General features: G+C 60.5%; 19 protein-coding genes. 9 read left to right on the forward strand and 10 right to left on the reverse strand.

What is annotated here, in order from left to right:
- Positions 1-642, forward strand: a complete 642-nt coding sequence (locus JL2886_RS15185; RefSeq protein WP_065273744.1) for an arylesterase — start codon at positions 1-3, stop codon at positions 640-642.
- A gap of 97 nt (positions 643-739) precedes the next feature.
- Here JL2886_RS15185 and JL2886_RS15190 read toward each other — a convergent pair whose 3' ends face one another.
- Both JL2886_RS15190 and JL2886_RS15195 read right to left on the reverse strand, forming a co-directional pair.
- Positions 740-946 (reverse strand): cold-shock protein, encoded by a 207-nt coding sequence (locus JL2886_RS15190; protein WP_065272777.1) that lies wholly within the window; start codon positions 944-946, stop codon positions 740-742.
- A 230-nt stretch (positions 947-1,176) separates the two neighbouring features.
- Positions 1,177-1,728, reverse strand: a complete 552-nt coding sequence (locus tag JL2886_RS15195; protein ID WP_065272778.1) for a L,D-transpeptidase — start codon at positions 1,726-1,728, stop codon at positions 1,177-1,179.
- Positions 1,729-1,962: 234 nt separating this feature from the next.
- Between JL2886_RS15195 and trxC the strand changes: the two genes are divergently transcribed.
- A complete protein-coding gene (gene trxC / locus JL2886_RS15200; RefSeq protein ID WP_065272779.1) occupies positions 1,963-2,394 on the forward strand; it encodes a thioredoxin TrxC in 432 nt (143 codons plus the stop codon).
- A 41-nt stretch (positions 2,395-2,435) separates the two neighbouring features.
- Here trxC and JL2886_RS15205 read toward each other — a convergent pair whose 3' ends face one another.
- From JL2886_RS15205 to ettA, 4 genes are all read right to left on the reverse strand, one after another.
- Complete coding sequence (locus JL2886_RS15205; protein ID WP_065272780.1) at positions 2,436-2,645, reverse strand: hypothetical protein; 210 nt, start codon at positions 2,643-2,645, stop codon at positions 2,436-2,438.
- A gap of 340 nt (positions 2,646-2,985) precedes the next feature.
- Complete coding sequence (locus tag JL2886_RS19260; protein ID WP_420480630.1) at positions 2,986-3,711, reverse strand: DarT1-associated NADAR antitoxin family protein; 726 nt, start codon at positions 3,709-3,711, stop codon at positions 2,986-2,988.
- A complete protein-coding gene (locus JL2886_RS19860; protein ID WP_082996100.1) occupies positions 3,647-4,186 on the reverse strand; it encodes a DarT ssDNA thymidine ADP-ribosyltransferase family protein in 540 nt (179 codons plus the stop codon). The genes JL2886_RS19260 and JL2886_RS19860 overlap by 65 nt, the downstream gene beginning before the upstream one ends.
- A gap of 78 nt (positions 4,187-4,264) precedes the next feature.
- A complete protein-coding gene (gene ettA / locus JL2886_RS15215; RefSeq protein WP_065272781.1) occupies positions 4,265-5,920 on the reverse strand; it encodes an energy-dependent translational throttle protein EttA in 1,656 nt (551 codons plus the stop codon).
- Positions 5,921-6,158: 238 nt separating this feature from the next.
- Here ettA and JL2886_RS15220 point away from each other — a divergent pair, with 238 nt between their 5' ends.
- Positions 6,159-6,764, forward strand: coding sequence for a nicotinate-nucleotide adenylyltransferase (locus tag JL2886_RS15220; RefSeq protein ID WP_065272782.1), 606 nt, complete (start codon positions 6,159-6,161; stop codon positions 6,762-6,764).
- On the opposite strand, the gene JL2886_RS15225 is transcribed toward JL2886_RS15220, so the two are convergent.
- Entirely contained in the window at positions 6,753-7,559 is an 807-nt protein-coding gene (locus JL2886_RS15225; protein ID WP_197492321.1) for a DMT family transporter, read from the reverse strand. The genes JL2886_RS15220 and JL2886_RS15225 overlap by 12 nt on opposite strands.
- A 113-nt stretch (positions 7,560-7,672) precedes the next feature.
- On the opposite strand from JL2886_RS15225, the gene dacB reads away from it, so the two are divergent.
- Positions 7,673-9,157, forward strand: coding sequence for a D-alanyl-D-alanine carboxypeptidase/D-alanyl-D-alanine-endopeptidase (gene dacB, locus JL2886_RS15230; protein WP_065272783.1), 1,485 nt, complete (start codon positions 7,673-7,675; stop codon positions 9,155-9,157).
- 100 nt (positions 9,158-9,257) lie between these two features.
- On the opposite strand, the gene JL2886_RS15235 is transcribed toward dacB, so the two are convergent.
- Positions 9,258-11,087 (reverse strand): methyl-accepting chemotaxis protein, encoded by a 1,830-nt coding sequence (locus JL2886_RS15235; RefSeq protein WP_065272784.1) that lies wholly within the window; start codon positions 11,085-11,087, stop codon positions 9,258-9,260.
- Positions 11,088-11,130: 43 nt separating this feature from the next.
- Positions 11,131-11,700: a hypothetical protein gene (locus JL2886_RS15240; RefSeq protein ID WP_065272785.1), complete on the reverse strand. Its 570-nt coding sequence runs from the start codon at positions 11,698-11,700 to the stop codon at positions 11,131-11,133.
- 501 nt (positions 11,701-12,201) lie between these two features.
- Between JL2886_RS15240 and JL2886_RS15245 the strand changes: the two genes are divergently transcribed.
- The 4 genes from JL2886_RS15245 (at position 12,202) to fdhF (ending at position 17,808) form a co-directional block, all read left to right on the forward strand.
- On the forward strand, positions 12,202-13,110 hold the full coding sequence (locus tag JL2886_RS15245) for a LysR family transcriptional regulator (RefSeq protein ID WP_065272786.1): 909 nt from the start codon (positions 12,202-12,204) through the stop codon (positions 13,108-13,110).
- 94 nt (positions 13,111-13,204) lie between these two features.
- Entirely contained in the window at positions 13,205-14,893 is a 1,689-nt protein-coding gene (locus JL2886_RS15250; protein WP_065273747.1) for an NAD(P)H-dependent oxidoreductase subunit E, read from the forward strand.
- A gap of 2 nt (positions 14,894-14,895) precedes the next feature.
- On the forward strand, positions 14,896-15,030 hold the full coding sequence (locus tag JL2886_RS19785; protein WP_257784212.1) for a hypothetical protein: 135 nt from the start codon (positions 14,896-14,898) through the stop codon (positions 15,028-15,030).
- A 3-nt stretch (positions 15,031-15,033) separates the two neighbouring features.
- On the forward strand, positions 15,034-17,808 hold the full coding sequence (gene fdhF / locus JL2886_RS15255) for a formate dehydrogenase subunit alpha (RefSeq protein ID WP_065272787.1): 2,775 nt from the start codon (positions 15,034-15,036) through the stop codon (positions 17,806-17,808).
- A 67-nt stretch (positions 17,809-17,875) separates the two neighbouring features.
- On the opposite strand, the gene JL2886_RS15260 is transcribed toward fdhF, so the two are convergent.
- On the reverse strand, positions 17,876-18,157 hold the full coding sequence (locus tag JL2886_RS15260) for a DUF1330 domain-containing protein (RefSeq protein ID WP_065272788.1): 282 nt from the start codon (positions 18,155-18,157) through the stop codon (positions 17,876-17,878).
- Between the two features lie 122 nt (positions 18,158-18,279).
- Between JL2886_RS15260 and JL2886_RS15265 the strand changes: the two genes are divergently transcribed.
- Positions 18,280-19,158, forward strand: a complete 879-nt coding sequence (locus tag JL2886_RS15265) for a LysR family transcriptional regulator (protein ID WP_065272789.1) — start codon at positions 18,280-18,282, stop codon at positions 19,156-19,158.
- Positions 19,159-19,161: the final 3 nt, after the last annotated feature.

Raw genomic sequence — 19,161 nt, forward strand, 5'->3', positions numbered from 1 at the left:
ATGCGCAAGGTATGGGTGATAATCGGATTTCTGATCAGTGTCTCTGCGGCCTGGGCAGAACCGGTGCGGATCACGGCGTTTGGCGACAGTCTGGTGCAGGGATATGGCCTGCCACAGGGGGATGGATTCGTGCCCCAGCTGGAACACTGGCTGCAGGAGCACGGCGCCGAGGTCGAGATCACCAACGCGGGCGTCTCGGGGGACACGAGCGCGGGCGGGGCGGCGCGGATCGACTGGACGCTGGCGGATGACCCCGACGCTCTGATCGTCCTTCTGGGCGGCAACGATCTGCTGCGCGGCCTGTCGGCCGAGGAAATGCGCGCCAATTTGAGCAAGATCCTGAGCGCCGCAGAACAGGCCGACACCGAGGTCCTGCTGGTCGGCATGCGGGCGCCCAATAACTATGGACCCGATTATCGGGCCGCGTTCAACGCTGTGTACCCGGATCTGGCCAAGGAGTTCGGTGCCCTGCTGCACCCGGATGCCTTCGCCGGGATTTTTGAACGTGTCGGAGGGGATCCCGCCAAGGCGCAAGAATTCATGCAGGACGACGATATCCACCCAAATGCCGAAGGCGTTCGGGAAAATATCGAGGCGCTAGGTCCGGTCGCGCTGCAACTCGTGGCACGGGTTTCGGGCTGAGCCGCCCCTTAACACTGCGGCAAGAACGACCGAGAAAGCAGCCCCCAAGCAGGGAGCTGCAGCATCGTAGCGCTGGTCCGGAGGAATTACCCGGCAGTCAGAGCAGTTGAAGATCCACGGCCGACTCGCGGCCATCACGGCCCGGTTGCAGCTCGTAGGATACTTTTTGGTTGTCTGCGAGGCCGGTCAGGCCCGAGCGTTCAACCGCTGAAATGTGAACAAATACGTCTTTGCCGCCCGCATCGGGGGCAATAAATCCATAGCCTTTGGTTGTGTTGAACCATTTGACGGTGCCTGTGGCCATCGTCTGTACTCCTAAAGTCTAGTCTCAGTCTAACCGCCGGTGCGGTCAGGCGGCCGCATCAGCAGATGGTCACGACCGTGCCTGTAAGGCGTACAGTAATGTCATTCGCGTAACGTCGCAGTAACAGCATTGGCCATCCTGCCCCCATCACGCAAGAAAAACGCGCGCCTTATCTTGGTGGGGATTTTTGCTGTGTGGCTAAAATGCGCCTGTTGCGATGCGCGCGGCGCCTAAAGAACGGTCACGACGGTGCCCAGCGGAACCCGTTCATAAAGGTCCACCACATGTTCGTTCAGCATGCGAATGCAGCCGTTGGAAACCGAATGCCCGATGGTGTCCGGCTGGTTGGTGCCATGGATGCGGAAATAGGTGTCGATGCCGTTCTGAAACAGGTAAAGAGCCCGCGCGCCCAATGGGTTATCGGGGCCGCCCGGCTGAATATACTTGTTGCCTGCAAACCGGCTGTAGGTGCGCGGGCTGCGCTCGATCATTTCCTGAGTCGGCCGCCAGGTGGGCCATTCCTTCTTGGCCTCGATCACCGCGCTGCCGGTGAATTCCAGGCCCGCCCGGCCGACCCCGACCCCATAACGGATCGCCTTGCGGGGCTCTGTCACGAAATAGAGGTAATAGGACCGGGGCAGGACCAGAATTTGCCCGGGGGCGAATTCTTTCTTGATTCTCACGACCTGAGGAGTCGGATCGAAAGCACCCTCAGCAGCGGCAAAACCAGGAAGGGTCGCGGCGAGGGCGGAACTGGCGAGAAACAGGCGGCGTGAAATCATATCGGCCTCATTTACTATGGAACGTTACAGATCAATATTTTGATCTGGTGCTGAATTTGCGTCAATGGGGCGGGAAGCATGCAGTCAGAGGTGTGATCACAATGACCTGAGGCGGTGATTGACTGTGCATGTGCGCCTCTTGCTGGAGCCGGTTTCATTCCTATATGGAATTTTGAATATTTCAGCAGAGGCGCAGCGCCCTCTGCACCAGACCCGTTTGAGTAGGATCCTGCCATGGGAGCCAAAACCCTGACCTGCCTGTCCTGCGCCCAGCTGAATCGGGTGCCCGAGGAGAAACTGACCGCAGGCGCCAAGTGCGGCACCTGTGGCGCGGCTTTGATCCCGGATGCGCCGCTGGATATCGATCCGGCCATTCTGCAAAAGGCAGCCAAGAATGATGACCTGCCGCTGGTGGTGGATTTCTGGGCACCCTGGTGCGGCCCCTGCCGGATGATGGCGCCGGAGTTCTCCAAGGCGTCGAAGAAGCTGGCGGGCAAGGCGCGGCTGGTGAAGCTCAACACCCAGGATCACCAGTCCACCGGGACGCGTTATCGGATTCGCGGTATTCCGACCATGGTCGCTTTTGAGCGCGGCCGCGAGAGCAAGCGCCAGTCAGGCGCGCTGAGCGAAGGTCAGATTGTGGGATGGGTGCAAAGCCCGGCGTAACGGTCGCCTAAACGGGCTGCGTTCGAGGCTGGACGCAGCGTTCAGGCCTCGGCCGTCGCCTCGTCAGTCAGGTGCGGTGCATCAGCAAGATTGCGCAACAGCACCGCAATCGTCAGCACCAGCGCTGTTGCAATGCCGACGCCGGAGTAGACCAGAAGGCTGGTCCAGACGGAATGGCCCAGTACAACAAGGCTGAACAGCGCCGAGAAGAAACCGGTCAGCGTTCCCATCATGATGCCTGCAAGTGCCATGTCTTCTCCTGTTTCCGGACAGATCGGCGTAAGGAAGATACCTCAGCCCGTGTCTCTCACTACAGACAATAGTCCTTAAGATTTTGTTTAAATCTGGATGGGTCTGCGGCGAAGCTGTGGAAAATCCACGGCAGGGAGTGGGGCGGTTGGGGTGTGCTGCCCTGTGGCTTGGCGGACCCTGGCATCGGCACTGGCGATCTTCCTCTATGGGGCGTGTAGCCAAGTCGAACCTGATCTTGCCTTCTCGCAAAAAGCGTGCTCCGGCAAGACAACAGGACACAGGTGCATCTACTTAAGGCTAGTGCGAGCCGGAGTGGTCTGCGATGAATAATAAGTCCGGCTAACCGTGCCGTTGAGCATACATGAGCAACCTACGAAACACGTCGAAATCATGAACACACTCTGCAGCTTTCCCACGCATTGACAGCGCGTGAAACTCAGCGACTGCCCGACCCTGACAGTTTACCGACTTGCTAGGAGTGAACTCGATATCCGAATAAGCAGCAAAGTGAAGGTTCGCTCGAATCCATTTCTCATGCGGAACGATTGCCCTGATATACAGCCAGTCGTAGAAGGCATTGACAGGCTCGGTCGGGAACTCTTGACCTAGAAAGCGAAAGCAAATGATGCGGCCCTGTCCGAGACGCCTGATTTCCTTTTTTGCTTTGAACGGATCGAGGTCCATTAGAATTTCATGTTGGCCGGAATGCTCGAACACTTTCGAACTCTGGTACACGCTCTCAAGGCTCTTCATGGCCCCGCCTACTTCAATTTTCAGATTGAACGCACTTAGGCGCTTTCCCACTTCTAAAGGAGATTTGGTTGAGATCTCCAAGACGGGATATATCCCTAGTTCCCTAGCCTTACTATGCAGCTCTGCAATATTTTTCTGCTTTTGTGATACAGAAAAGCCACCATGCCAGTTGATGCTAACTGGCAGCTCCTCTACTAAAGGCCCTCTTTCAGCTCGAGGTATGAATATGGGTCTTACGGCCAATGCTTTAACTAGAGCTCCGGCACGATAGTAGTTTATTGCGAGGCACCTGCGTACACACCAGTACTTCAACCCGGCTCATTTTATCAACTCGTTCTTTGATATCCGCAAACTTTAGGCCATGGTCCTTGAGCCACACTTCGTAGTCTAGATCTTCGAGGGCTTCACTGACAGGGTGAAAACGGGCGCCTGTAGTGTTGGCCATTTCACTACAGATCAAGGTGTTAGGAAGAAGTAAAACGCTTGGGCACACTGATATCATAACTTGGTTCGGATGCCTTCCGTCTTGTCTGCAAGTGTATGCCATGGGGTTTCTGGGAGTGAAGCTTAGGCTGACAAAGTTGTAAATACCATGTTCACGGTCAGAATTTCGACTTTGTTCGTCACCCCCGGGATTGAGGGGGGAGATGCCTAGTTCATCCAATCGCGCTTTGGATAGCAACCCAAACTCCTTGATACTTTCCAAGTTGGATCGATCTGTAAAGTGATACAAATCTTTAAAGTAAAATCTACTTCTGATCAAATCTACAAATTCAACGGCGTCCATAATTCCCCCTAAGTCATGAAGGCTGACTTTCACAAAGTAGGGGGAAGTTACGGTTATTCAACCCTTGCGCGCGTAGGTTTACCGCACAAACTTCTTGTGCTTCAGGCGCTTGGGTTCCAGCGCGTCGGCACCAAGGCGGCGTTTCTTGTCTTCTTCGTAATCTTCGAAGTTGCCCTCGAACCACTCCACATGCGCATCGCCTTCAAAGGCCAGGATGTGCGTACAGATCCGGTCAAGGAAAAAACGGTCGTGCGAGATGACAACCGCGCAGCCCGCGAAATCCACCAGTGCGTCTTCGAGGGCACGCAGGGTTTCCACGTCCAGATCGTTGGTCGGTTCGTCAAGCAGCAGCACGTTGCCGCCTTCTTTCAGCAGCCGGGCCATGTGTACGCGGTTGCGCTCACCACCGGATAGCAGGTTCAGCTTCTTCTGCTGATCGCCGCCCTTGAAGTTGAAGGAAGAGCAATAGGCGCGCGAGTTCACCTGTGCATCGCCCAGTTCAATGATCTCGGCGCCACCGGAAATCGCTTCCCAGACGGTTTCATTGTCGTTGAGATCGTCGCGCGACTGGTCGACGTAGGAAAGCTTTACGGTATCGCCGAATTCGACGGTGCCATCGTCGGGCTGTTCCTGCCCGGTCAGCATGCGGAACAGGGTCGATTTACCGGCGCCGTTGGGGCCGATCACGCCGACGATGCCGCCCGGCGGCAGCGAGAAGTCCAGCCCTTCGATCAGCTGCTTGTCGCCATAGTGTTTCGACAGACCGTGGACCTCGATCACCTTGGAGCCAAGGCGCGGACCATTGGGGATCACGATCTGGGCGCGACCGACCTTTTCGCGTTCGGACTGGTTTGCCAGCTCGTTATAGGCGGCGATACGGGCCTTTGATTTGGCCTGACGTGCCTTCTGACCCTGACGCATCCATTCCAGTTCGCGCTCCAGCGTTTTCTGCTTGGATTTGTCTTCGCGGGCTTCCTGCTCCAGCCGTTTGGCCTTCTGCTCCAGCCAGCTGGAATAGTTGCCTTCCCAGGGCACACCGGCGCCACGGTCCAGTTCCAGGATCCAGCTGGTGATGTCATCGAGGAAATAACGGTCGTGGGTGACGCAGAGGATTGTGCCTTTGTAATCAATGAGGTGCTGTTGCAGCCAGGCGATGGTTTCGGCATCGAGGTGGTTGGTCGGTTCGTCGAGCAGCAGCATGTCGGGCGCTTCGAGCAGCAGTTTGCACAAGGCCACCCGGCGTTTTTCACCGCCCGAGAGGGTCTTCACATCCGCGTCATCCGGCGGGCAGCGCAGCGCCTCCATCGACACGTCGATCTGGCTGTCCAGATCCCAGAGGTTCTGGGCGTCGATCTCGTCCTGTAGCTTGGCCATTTCCTCGGCGGTCTCATCCGAGTAGTTCATCGCCAGCTCGTTGTAACGGTCTAGAATTGCTTTCTTTTCCGCAACGCCCAGCATGACGTTTTCACGCACGGTGAGGCTTTCGTCCAGCTGCGGTTCCTGCGGCAGGTAGCCCACCTTGGCGCCTTCTGCGGCCCAGGCTTCACCGGTGAAATCCTTGTCGATCCCGGCCATGATGCGCAGCAGAGTCGATTTACCGGCGCCGTTGACGCCGACGACACCGATCTTCACGCCGGGCAGAAAGGACAGGTGGATGTTTTCAAAGCATTTCTTGCCACCGGGGTAGGTCTTGGAGACCCCCTGCATGTGGTAGACGTATTGATAGGCGGCCATGTGACTGCTCCATAATCGGGGAAATTCGCTGCCCGGTGTGATAGCGGATGGGCAGGGAAGGAGCAATCGGGTAGGCGCGCGGGGCTGAGGCCCTGACGCGCACGGCATCTTGGAGGTGTGCATAAACCATCAGTGCAACGCTCTAATGCGCGGTTTGCCTCACCTGGGAAGGACCCGCGTCCGAACCGAGGGGCGCACCCAATTGATTTCCCCGCAGAACTATGCGCATCAAGCGGCCATGACCTGTGGATTTCCATATCTTCGGCCCGGCATGCGCGTGGGGCTGCTTGGCGGCTCCTTTGATCCGCCGCACATGGGGCATGTGCAGATCAGCCTTGCGGCGCTGAAACGGTTTGGGCTGGATCGGATGCTCTGGCTGGTGTCGCCCGGTAATCCTCTCAAATCCCGTGCCCCGGCCACGCTGGAGCGGCGGGTCGCGGCGGCGCGGCAGATGATGCAGCATCCGCGGATCGAGATCAGCGATATCGAGGCGCGCCTTGGCACGCGTTACACGGCGGAGACCCTGCGGCATCTGCGGGCGCGTTATCCCGGCGTGCGCTTTGTCTGGCTGATGGGGGCGGACAACCTCACCCATTTTCACCGCTGGAAGGACTGGCGCGAGATCCTTGAGACGGTGCCGGTCGGGGTGCTGGCGCGCCCCGGCGACCGGATCTCGGCGCGGCTGTCTCCGGCTGCGAAAATCTATGGGCAATACCGGCTGAAAAGCAGCCAGAGCCACCTGCTGGCCGGGGCCGAGACGCCTGCCTGGTGTTTCCTCAATGTGCCCATGATTGATACCAGTTCGACGGAAATCCGCGCACGAGGGGACTGGTCAGCGACGTAAGCTGGCCGAGGCGATCCCGGCGCTGATCACTACCAGAAGCCCGGCCCATGTCAGAAGATCCGGCAACTGGTCGAAGACGGCCCAGCCCAGCAGCACCGCCGCGATCAGCTGGAAATACACCGTGGGGGCCAGACGCGAGGCCTCGCTCCGGCTATAGGCATAGAGCAAGAGTAGGTTCCCCAGCATGGAAAAGGTCGCGCTTCCGACGGTCAGGGCGGCGGTAGAGAGACTCGCCTCGGGCAGGTTGGACAGGCCAAGCGGCAACAGAAACAGCGCGCTGAGCAGGAGCTGCGTAAAGCTCAGCTCGACCGGTTTGCCGACATGGGCCAGCCAGCGCGACGCCGTCAGAAAACAGCCGTAGAAACAACCCGCCAGAACCGCATACATCAGATTGGCCGAGCCACCGAAGCCGGGGCGGACCACCAGAAGCACACCGCAGAAGCCCGCGCCCATCAAGATTGCGCGCAGCGGCGTGGTACTTTCCCGCAAAAGGGTCACGGACAGTACATAGCTGATCACCGGCCCGATGAAGAAGGCGGCAAAGACATCGGCGATCGCCTCGGTCTGCAGGGCGGTCTGGATCGACAGGATGCCGCCGGTGATGAGGCTCGCGCGCAGCCAGATCCGCCAGTCCTTCAGCAGGCGCAGGCAGCCCCGGGGGGCAAAGGGAAGCACCAGCAGCGCACCGCTGGCAAACCGCGACCAGGCCACGAACCCGGGTGTTGCCAGACCGCTGCTGGTCAATAACTTCCCGCAAAGATCCCCGGCGGGGATCATTGACATGGCGATGAACATGATAGTGACTGCTTGCAACATGGGGGCCAGCGGTAGCAGGCAGGGCACGGAGGCGAAACAGAAAAAGCCGCCCGGGTTTGTCGTTTGGCAGTTTTTATAAGACACTGACAGATATGATATCGCGACGAAAACTCCTTGGCGCCGGGATGGCGGCGCTAGCAGGATCTGCAAGCTGGGCCAATGCGCCGACGGTGTCCCTGCGCCCTGTAGCTCGGACACAAGAACGGACCGCTGCGGCGGTGGCGGATCTGGAGACGGTGCTTGCGCGCTCTGGCCTTCAGGGCAAGGTCGCCTGCGCGGTGGCGGATGTCAAAACCGGAGCGCGGCTTGAATCGCAAGCGGGCGCGGCCGGGCTGCCGCCGGCCAGCGTCGCAAAAACCCTGACGGCGCTTTATTCCCTGGATGTGCTGGGGGCTGAACACCGGTTTACCACGCAGGTTCTGGCCGCAGGCCAGATCCGCAGTGGCGTGCTGCATGGTGATCTGATCCTTGCTGGTGGCGGCGATCCGATGCTGAACACCGACCATCTTGCGCAGCTGGCGCGTAGCATGAAGGCCGCGGGCCTGCGTGAGGTGCGTGGCGATTTCAAAGTCTGGGATGGCGCTTTGCCACAGGTGCAGTCGATCGATCCGGAGCAGCCGGATCACGTGGGTTACAGCCCGGCGGTGTCTGGCATCGCGCTCAATTTCAACCGGGTTCATTTCGAATGGAAACGCGGGTCCAAGGGCTGGTCCGTCAGCATGGACGCGCGCACCCAGAAATACCGCCCTGAGGTCGCCATGGCGCGGATGTGGGTGAAAAAGCGGGCCCTGCCGGTCTATACCTATGCGGATCGGGGCGGCACCGATACATGGACCGTGGCCAGTCAGGCGCTTGGCAATGGTGGTTCGCGTTGGTTGCCGGTGCGGCGTCCGGCGGAATATGCGGGGGATGTGTTCCGGACCCTGGCGCGGTCGCACGGTATTGCCCTGCGCAAGGCCAAGGTCACGCAGAACCTGCCGCAGACGCAGGTTCTGGCCCAGCATCAGAGCCCGCCGCTGAGTGTGATGCTGAAGGCGATGCTGAAGTATTCCAACAATCTGATGGCTGAAATGATCGGCATGTCGGCGACAGCAGCAGCGGGTAAGCGTCCCGGATCGCTGCGGCAGTCCGCTGCCCAGATGAGCGATTGGGCAGCGCGTAAATACGGTATGAAAGACAGCCGGTTGGTGGATCATTCGGGCCTTGGCGATGCCTCGCGGATGACGCCGGATGATCTGGTCACGGTGCTGATCGCGGCCCATGGGGCAGGGCAGCTGAAGCCCTTGCTGAAACCGTTTCCGATGCGGGACCGCAAAGGGCGGGTCTTGAAATCTCATCCCATCAAAGTGCTGGCCAAGACCGGGACCCTGAATTTCGTCTCGGGGCTGGGCGGTTTCATGACGGCTGCCGACGGTACCGAGCTGGCCTTTGCGATCTTTGCCGCCAACACCACGGCCCGGTCACGGATCAAACGCGCCGACCGCGAGCGCCCGCCAGGCGCGCGTGGATGGAACCGCAAGGCGAAAGCGCTGCAACAGATGCTGATCGAGCGCTGGGGCAGCGTTTACGGAAGTTGACACCGGGGCCTTCCCAAAAGGCCGATGGTGTCCCGCTTACAATGAAAAACGCGGCCCCTATTGGGCCGCGTTTTTATTATCCTTGAGGAGTGGGCGGGGATCAGAAGTCTTCCCAGCCTACCGCCACTTTCGCGGGCGGCTCGTCCGCAAAGAAATCGTCGTTCTCGCTGCCGGGTGCCGGGTGGGCCGAAGGCGCGGGCATCGTTGCGATGCTGGCTACGGGGCGACGACCGCCCCCGGTGTTGAAGACCGAGACATGCCGGGCCAGTTCGTTGGCATCGTTGCGCAGGATCTGGGCTGCGGCGGTTGCCTCTTCGACCATGGCGGCGTTGTGCTGGGTGACCTGATCCAGCTGGGTGACGCCGGTGTTGATCTCGGCCAGTGTTGTCGACTGTTCCCGTGCGCCGCCGGCGATCTCGGAGATATGGCCGGAGATGGTGCCGACGCGGTCGATGATCTTCTTCAGCTCGTCACCGGCCTTGCCGACAAGATCAACGCCCTTGTTCACATGCTGGGAACTTTCGGCGATGAGGCCCTTGATCTCCTGAGCAGCATCCGAGGAACGCTGCGCCAGGGCACGCACTTCGGAGGCAACGACGGCAAAGCCACGGCCTGCTTCGCCTGCACGGGCGGCTTCCACCCCGGCGTTCAGCGCCAGAAGGTTGGTCTGGAAGGAGATATCGTCAATGACCGAGATGATCTGCGAGATCTTTTCGGAAGAGGTTTCGATCTGGGACATCGCGTTGACCGCATCGGTCACCACCTTGCCGCTTTGCTCGGCGGTGGATTTCGCCTCGGTCACGATGGTTTCAACTTCCTTGGCGCCATCCGCGGCGGAGCGGACGCTGACGGTCAGCTCTTCCATGGCCGCTGCAGTCTCCTCCAGCGTGGCCGCCTGGCTTTCGGTGCGCTGCGACAGATCGCTGGACGACTGGCTGATTTCCTCGGAGTTTTCCCGGATGCGGGTCGAATTGTCGATCACCGCGTCGATGATGCCGACCATCTTTTCCACGGTGGCATTGTAGTTCTGGCGCAGGCTTTCGTATTCGGTGGCAAAGGGCGTGTCGATGGTCTTGCTCAGATCGCCTTCGGACATGTCCTGCAGCGCCACGTTCAGCGTTTCGACGACCTTTTTCTGCTCAGCCTGGGCCACCTTGCGCTGCTCCTCCACCTCACGGGCGGCGGCCAGTTGGGACTTCAAATGATCCAGCGTCTGGGCAATCCGGCCGATTTCGTCGCGGCGGTCTAGGTGGCTGACTTCGGTGTCGTAATCGCCGTCGGCAATCACGTCGATCGACTTGGTGACGCTGCTGAGCGGGCGCGACAGGATAGAGCGCAGTGCAAAGACCGATAGTGTACACATGATCACAAAGGCGGCGATCGCGAAGACCATGGACATCATTTCGTCAAAGGCGGCTTCGGCAAAGGCCACCTCGGGCGACCAGAGCATTGCGACAGAGCCGACAATGACGGATCCATCTGCCCCGGCCGTCGCGGGAGCGGCAACATAGTAACCGTCCGCCGACATTTCCGTCTGACCAGACTGGGCCGAGGCATGGCCGAGCTCGCTCAGCTTTGCCAGGTCGGCTTCGCTGATTTCTCCTCCGGTTGCAACGACCTTGCCATCCTTGTTTACGGCAACCCCTGCCAGGGCGCGGCCATCGGACAGTTCGATCAGTTTCTCGATATCAGCCGACAGCCGGTCCGAGTCCCCAAACCGGATGGCGCCGCCACTGCGGGCTGCCACGGTGATTGTGACCCCGCTGCCCAGCGTGCGGACGCCCTTTTCAACGGCGGCCTTGAAGGTCTTCTCGTTCTTGTAGGTCAGCGATCCGGCTACCACCAGAGTGGTTGCCGCGATCAACAGGCAGCATTTCATGAATACCGACATGCCTTTGAACAGGGATATCGAGGGAAGACGGACTTTCATTTGTGCACCTTTCGATCTTTTGCAGTGCGTGGAACGCGCTGGATTACATCAGCGATTCAGCGTCAACAGCCACCGTCATTGCTCCGATCGGAGCGCCGGTTGCGGGATCCACAATGGTAAGCGAGATTTGCGCCTGATAGCTTTGGGTAGATGCATCAAGCTCGACATCCCCGAAGTGCGCGGCATCCGGGCCGACGGGGTAGGTCTGCTGGAACTTGGCCTCGTCGCCTTGCCACATGTCAGAGGTCGCCGCCGAGGCAGCCACGTTCAGCCCATGGGCATCCATGACGAAAACTTCGGTGATCTGGCCACCCGATTTCACCACCTGCTCGCGCAGGAAGTCGGCGGCGGCATTCTCCAGCACAGGCGTGATCGTCGGTGTGGAGGCGGTCCCCACTTCGGCGCGCCAAGCTGTGTCCATGGCATCGATCTGAGCTTGCGAATAGCCGGAAGTCCGGGCGTTTTGCCCGTTGATGGCATCAATCAGAACCGGGGCGGTTGCCCAGTCACGGATGCTATTTTCCAGATACGCTTTCATGCTTGGCTCAAAGTCGTTGGCCCAGACGGGCGACAGAACAAGGGAAAACAGGGCGGAACAGGTAACTATACGCATTGGATACTCTTTGCTGTGATTTAGGTCGGGATGCAGACCACAATCGACGCTAGGTCCAAGGGTTTACGGATGAATTAACGGTGCAGTGAGGGTCCTGGGCGGCCTTTGGGCCAGGTTTTGAAGGGAAATTCTGCGTTGCAGCGACTGGTCAGGGGCGTTCCTGCGAAATGCAGCAAGCCTCTGAATTATATTCAAAATCACGATTGTGTGACAGGGCGCAGTAAGGAAGACACAGCCTTGAAACAGGGGGAAGGGAAGCGTGTGCAGGCGGGCATTGGAGATAACAAGCTTAAAATTGTAAGTGTTATCTCGCGGTTTTCATGGCGTTTTTGATGGTTGAATATTGACGGCACAGGGGCGGCTACCAGTCGATTCCATTCATGGCATCGCATTCTGCCTATGTCAGGCATCGCGAGCTTTCGAATATTGGAAAAGTCATTGTGATCTGGACCGAACCGCGCGGCATTGAAGTTGCACTCTGCAAGCCCCTAATGTCACCGCATGATTGAGCTCAAAGACCTACAGCTGCTGACGGCGCTGGCCCGACACCAGCATTTCGCCAAAGCTGCACAAGAATGCGGCATGTCGCAGCCTGCCTTCTCGATGCGGATCCGCAACCTGGAGGACAAGTTGGGCGTGTCCATCGTGCGGCGCGGCAACCGGTTTCAGGGTTTGACAGGCGAAGGCGAGCTGATCGTGGCGCGGGGCCGGTCGCTGCTGGATGACGCCCGGGCGCTGGAGCAGGAGATCGCGGCGGCCCGCGGGCAGGTTACTGGCACGCTGGATCTGGGTGTGGTGCCGACGGCCACCAGTTTCGCGGCGCGGTTGGTCAACCGGCTGCAACAGGCGCACCCGCGCATTCTGGCTCGAATCAACGTGATGTCTTCGGCGGCCATCCAGCAGCGTCTGTTCGAGGGAACGCTGGATGCGGGGCTCACGTATATGGACTCCATCGAACAAAATCTTGTGATCAGGCAGCCGCTTTACGACGAACGTTATGTGGTTCTGGCGCCGGTCCGCTTGGTGGCGCAGATCGCTCTGCAGACGGGCGAGGGCGCCGGTGAAATCAGCTGGGCACAGGCTGCTGAACTGCCGCTGAGCCTCTTGGATCAATCGATGCAGAACCGGCGTATTCTGGATTGGATCTTTGCCGAGCAGGGGCTGCGGCCCGAGGTCCTGTCGGAATCCAGCGGCTTTATGTCCGCTATTATTATGGCGCGTGAGGGGCTTGTGGCTACCATCCTGCCGCAAGCGCTGGCAGATGCGCTGGGCCCGATCGAAGGAACCCGGGTGCTGCGGCTGGAGGCGCCGGAACAGGCGCGGCCGATCTGCATGGCCACGCTGGACCGCGAGCCCGAGCTGACCACGGTCCGGGCGCTGAGGGACGTGGTTGCCGCCTTTGAACAATAAGTCTTCGTTATCGTGCCTTATGAATATGCGATTTGACGATATTCACAGCTGATGAAATGCCAAAGCGCATGGCACCAGCGAAGTGGAGATCAACGTGGCACCGTTGGACAATAGCAAGGGCGTATGGAAATCCGGCAAGGGCAAGGGACGCAAAACCCCCAAGGGTCGTCAGCTTGACGATCAGGCCCACGAGGAAGTCTTGGCACTTCTGGGGGACCGCCCCCGCAATCGCGATCTTCTGATCGAATTCCTGCATCTCATCCAGGATGCGTATGGCTGTCTCAGCGCGGCGCATATCCGGGCGCTGGCCGAGGAAATGCGCACCGGTCAGGCCGAGATCTATGAGGTCGCCAGTTTCTACGCACATTTCGATGTGGTGAAGGAAGGCGAGACCCCTCCGCCTGCGCTGACCATCCGGGTTTGCGACAGCCTGTCCTGCGAACTGGCCGGTGCCCAGCAGCTGCAAAAAGCGCTGGAGGATGGGCTGGACCCGTCCGAGGTGCGTGTGCTGCGCGCGCCTTGCATGGGCCGTTGCGACACGGCGCCGGTGTTGGAGATCGGTCACAATCACATCGATCACGCCACTGCGGAAAAGGCGATTGCCGCCGTTCACGCCGGTGACACGCACCCGCAGATCCCTGATTACCAAACCTATGCCGAATATGTCGCCGATGGCGGCTATCGCATCCTTGCCGAGCTGCGCGCGGGCGGCGACTGGGAAGCGGTGCAGGACAAGGTGCTTGAGGCCGGTCTGCGCGGTCTTGGCGGCGCCGGTTTCCCCTCCGGCAAGAAATGGGGCTTTGTACGCGCCAATCCCGGTCCCCGCTATCTGGCCGTGAATGGCGATGAGGGCGAGCCCGGCACATTCAAGGACCGTCACCATCTTGAGCGCGACCCGCATATGTTCCTTGAGGGCATGCTGATCGGCGCCTGGGCCGTCGAGGCCGAGAAAGCCTTTATCTATATGCGCGACGAATATCCGGCGGTGCTGGAAATCCTGCGCCGCGAGATCAAGGCGCTGGAAGATGCCGGTATTGTCGAGGAAGGCTATATCGATCTGCGCCGCGGGGCAGGGGCCTATATCTGCGGCGAAGAAAGCGCGATGATCGAAAGCATCGAAGGCAAGCGCGGTGAACCGCGCCACCGCCCGCCGTTTGTGGCGCAGGTGGGGATCTTTGGTCAGCCGACGCTCGTGCACAATGTCGAAACCCTCTACTGGGTGGCGCGCATCTGCCGGTTTGGCCCCGAAGTGCTGAATTCGGTTGAAAAGAACGGTCGCAAGGGGCTGCGCAACTACTCCGTCTCGGGCCGGGTCAAGAACCCCGGTGTTCATCTGCTGCCCGCAGGTTCCACCATCGCTGATATCATCGAGGCCGCGGGCGGTATGCTCGATGGCCACGCCTTCAAGGCCTATCAGCCGGGCGGTCCGTCCTCCGGTCTGTTGCCAGCGCATATGGACGATATCCCGCTCGATTTCGACACGCTGCAACCACATGGCACATTCATCGGCTCGGCTGCCGTGGTGGTCCTGTCCGATCAGGACAGCGCCCGCGAGGCCGCGCTCAATATGCTGCGGTTCTTTGAGGATGAAAGCTGTGGCCAGTGCACCCCCTGCCGGGCTGGCTGCGAGAAGGCGGTAAAACTGATGCAGGCCGACAAGTGGGATCAGGGCCTTTTGGAGGAGCTGAGCCAGACCATGGTCGATGCCTCTATCTGTGGTCTGGGCCAGGCCGCGCCGAACCCGATCCGTTTGACCATGAAACATTTCCCGGAGGAGATCTGAGCATGATCCTTCAGTTGATGTTCCGCCCGGCGGGTAACGCCGGGCAGCGCCCGACCCGCCCCCATGGGCGGGCGCTTCACGCCCACCCCGGGTCGGGCACTCCCCTATTCTCATCTTCGCAAGCCAAGGAGATCTGAGCCATGTCGAAGCAAATCACCTTTACCCTCGACGGCGAACAGGTCACCGCAGATGCGGGCATGACCATCTGGGAAGTCGCGAACGGTCGCGGCCTGAAGATCCCACATCTGTGCCACAAGCCGCAGCCGGGCTACCGCCCCGACGGCAACTGTCGCGCCTGTATGGTGGAGATCGAAGGCGAGCGCACGCTCGCAGCTTCCTGTATCCGCGAACCCGCCGAGGGCATGGTTGTCACCACCAACAATGCGCGCGCCACAAATGCCCGCAAGATGGTGATGGAACTGCTGGTGGCCGACCAGCCCAAACAGGAAGAGGCGCATGATAAGTCCTCGCACCTGTGGGACATGGCCGAGCTGAACGGGGTTTCGGAGTCGCGTTTCCCCAAGCTGGAAGAGGGCCGCATTCCGCTACTCGATGACAGCCACGTCGCGATGAGCGTGAACCTTGACGCCTGTATCTCCTGCGGCCTCTGCGTGCGTGCGTGCCGCGAAGTGCAGGTGAACGATGTCATCGGTATGGCCGGGCGCGGTCACGATGCCTATCCGACCTTTGATATCGCCGACCCGATGGGCGCGTCCTCCTGCGTGGCCTGCGGTGAATGCGTTCAGGCCTGCCCGACCGGCGCGCTGATGCCCGCCTCTGTGGTGGACGAGGCGCAGGTGGGCGACAGCAAGGATTACGATTCCGAGACCGAGAGCGTCTGCCCCTTCTGCGGCGTCGGCTGCAAGGTCAGCCTCAAGGTGAAGGACGGCAAGGTCAAATACGTCGAGGGCATCAATGGCCCGGCGAACGAAGGCCGTCTCTGCGTCAAGGGCCGCTTTGGCTACGACTACATCCACCACCCGCACCGCCTGACCAAGCCGCTGATCCGTCGCGACGACGCGCCGGCCAAGGGGCTGAACGTCGATCCGGGCAACCTCTCCACCCATTTCCGCGAAGCGACTTGGGAAGAGGCGCTGGATCTCGCGGCCAAGGGGCTGATCAAGCTGCGCAACGAGGATCCGCGCAACGTTGCGGGCTTTGGCTCGGCAAAATGCACCAACGAAGAAGCCTATCTCTTCCAGAAGTTCATTCGCCAGGGTTTCAAGCATAACAACGTCGACCACTGCACCCGTCTGTGCCACGCTTCCTCGGTGGCGGCGCTGATCGAAAACGTCGGCTCCGGTGCGGTGACCGCCAGCTTCAACGAGATCGAAAACGCCGATGTGGCGATCATCATCGGTGCCAACCCGATCGAGAACCACCCGGTGGCGGCCACCTACTTCAAGCAGTTCACCAAACGCGGTGGCAAGTTGATCGTGATGGATCCGCGCGGTGTCGGCATGCGCCGCTACGCGACTGAGATGCTGCAGTTCCGTCCCGGGGCGGATGTGTCGATGTTGAACGCGATCATGAACGTGATCGTCGAGGAGGAGCTCTACGACAGCCAGTACATCCACCGCTGGACCGACAACTGGGCCGCCGAGAAAGAGCATCTGCGCCAGTTCACCCCTGAGAAGATGAGCGAAATCTGTGGCATCCCGCCGGAGCAGCTGCGCCGCGTGGCCCGGATGTTCGCTGGCGCGCAATCTGCGCTGATCTTCTGGGGCATGGGCGTCAGCCAGCATATCCACGGCACCGACAACTCGCGCTGCCTGATCAGCCTGGCGCTGATGACCGGCAACGTTGGGCGTCCGGGCACGGGCCTGCACCCGCTGCGCGGTCAGAACAATGTGCAAGGTGCATCCGATGCCGGCCTGATCCCGATGTTCCTGCCGGATTACCAGACGGTGACCAGCGACGAAGTGCGCAGCTCCTTTACCGATGTCTGGGGTGGCGGCGACTTCTCGAACGAGAAGGGCCTGACGGTGACCGAGATCGTCGATCAGGTCTATGCGGGCAATATCAAGGGCATGTACATCCAGGGTGAGAACCCGGCGATGTCCGACCCCGACGCGGATCACGCGCGGGAGGCCTTTGCCAAGCTGGAACTGATGATCGTGCAGGATATCTTCCTGACTGAGACGGCGAACTTTGCCGATATCATCCTGCCCGCTTCGGCTCTTTACGAGAAGAACGGCACCGTCTCGAACACCAACCGGCAGGTGCAGCGGGTCCGCCCGGCTGTCACCCCTCCGGGTGAGGCGCGCGAGGATTGGTCGATCACCGTCGATCTGGCGCAGCGGATCGGTCTGCCCTGGACCTATACCGATGTGTCCGAGGTCTTTGCCGAGATGAAGCTCAACATGAAGTCGCTCAACAACATCACCTGGGAGCGGCTGGAGAACGAGACCGTGGCCTACCCGTCGCTGTCGCCCGAGGATCCGGGCCAGTCGGTGGTGTTCGGCGATGGCTTCCCGCGCGAAGGTGGCAAGGCGATGTTCACGCCGGCGGCAGTGATCGCCCCGGATGAGGCGCCGGATGATGAGTATCCGATGATCATGACCACCGGCCGCCAGCTGGAGCATTGGCACACCGGGGCGATGACCCGCCGGTCGCTGGTACTGGACGCGGTGGAGCCGGAAGCGAACTGCTCGCTGCATCCGAAGACCCTGCGCAAACTAGGTGTTGAGCCCGGCGGCATGGTGCGTCTCTCCACCCGGCGCGGTTCGATCAAGATCATGGCGCGCGCCGACCGGGCCGTGTCCGAAGATATGGTCTTTGTGCCCTTCGCCTATGTCGAGGCGGCAGCGAACGTGCTGACCAACTCGGCGCTGGACCCCTACGGCATGATCCCCGAGTTCAAATTCTCGGCGGTCCGGGTCGAAAAGGCGGAAGAACAGATCGCGGCCGAGTAATCCAGCCAAATGAGACTGTTACCGGGCGCAATGTCATCCACATTGCGCCCGGTTTTATTTGTATGGGTTAACCCAAGAGGGTGATGGCCCCGTTGCCCGCGGCCTGACGCAGGCCGTGCACTTCTTTCAACTCTTCATCGTTTATCCAGCCGAGCGCAGCCTCGGTGCTGTCGAATTCCAGGATCACGCCGACCCCGGTTTCGTCACGGGAGCCTTCAATCACCCGCTGCTGCGGGGAGGAGGTCACGACCCGCACCCCGTGTTTTGCAAGCGCGGCGCCTGCTTTTTCGCGATAGGCGGCAAAGCTGTCCGGGTTGGTGATGGGCAGATTGACATAGGCATAGACCATGATGCGTTTCCTTCTGTGGAGTGGTCGGTTTTGCGACCCGTGTTTCAACCCGTGCTAAATGCCCGGCAGTGTGGTGTAGAAAAACGCGTGAATTTCGACATCAGACATGCAAAAACGCACGCATGAAGATCACATGGGATGATATGCAGACCGTTCTTGCGCTGGTGCGCGGCGGTAATCTGGCCGCTGCGGGCGCGCAACTGGGGCTGACCTATACCACCGTGGCGCGCCGCATCCGCCGCGCCGAGGAGGCGCTGGGTCGTCCGTTGTTCGAACGCCGCCCCGAGGGCTATCACCCGACCGATGAGGCGCATGAGATCGCTGCGGCCGCCGCCCGAATGGAGGCCGAGGAGCAGGCGGCGATGCGGCGCCTGTCGGGCCGGGCGCAGGATCTGAGCGGCCCTTTGAGCCTCACCGCGCCGCCCTTGCTGATCCAGACCTTTCTGGCGCCGCTGTTGGCAGAGTTCACGGCAGAACACCAACAGTTGGAGCTGACCGTCAGGGCGGACAATGGCGTTCTGGATCTGGCCCGGCGCGAGGCGGATCTGGCGCTCAGGATCAGTCGTCACCCGCAGGAGACGCTGGTGGGGCGCAAGCTGACCGAACAGCAGAGCGGATTTTTCGCGCTGCCCGAGATCGCCGAAGCGGCGGCGCGCGATCCTCAGGCGCCGCTGGAATGGGTGCTTTATGCGGGGCATGATGCGCCGCCCGCCGCCGCGCTGAAGATCCATCCCGATATATGGGTGCGGGCGCGGCTTGATGATATGCCCAGCATGATTGCCGCGGCGCTGGCGGGGATGGGTGCCCTGCGCATGCCCGTCTTCCTTGGGCGCGCCTATCCGCAGTTGGTGCCGCTGCCGCATCTGCCGGTACAACCCTACGCGCCGATCTGGTTGCTGAGCCACCGGGACCTGCAGGGATCGGCCAAGGTCACGGCGCTCAAGGGCATTCTGGAACCTTGGTTTCGCGACAACAGAACCCTGTTCTCATGCCTGCCCTGAGGC

This window comes from Phaeobacter gallaeciensis (assembly GCF_001678945.1).
In the GTDB taxonomy this organism is placed as follows: Bacteria; Pseudomonadota; Alphaproteobacteria; order Rhodobacterales; family Rhodobacteraceae; genus Phycobacter; species Phycobacter gallaeciensis_A.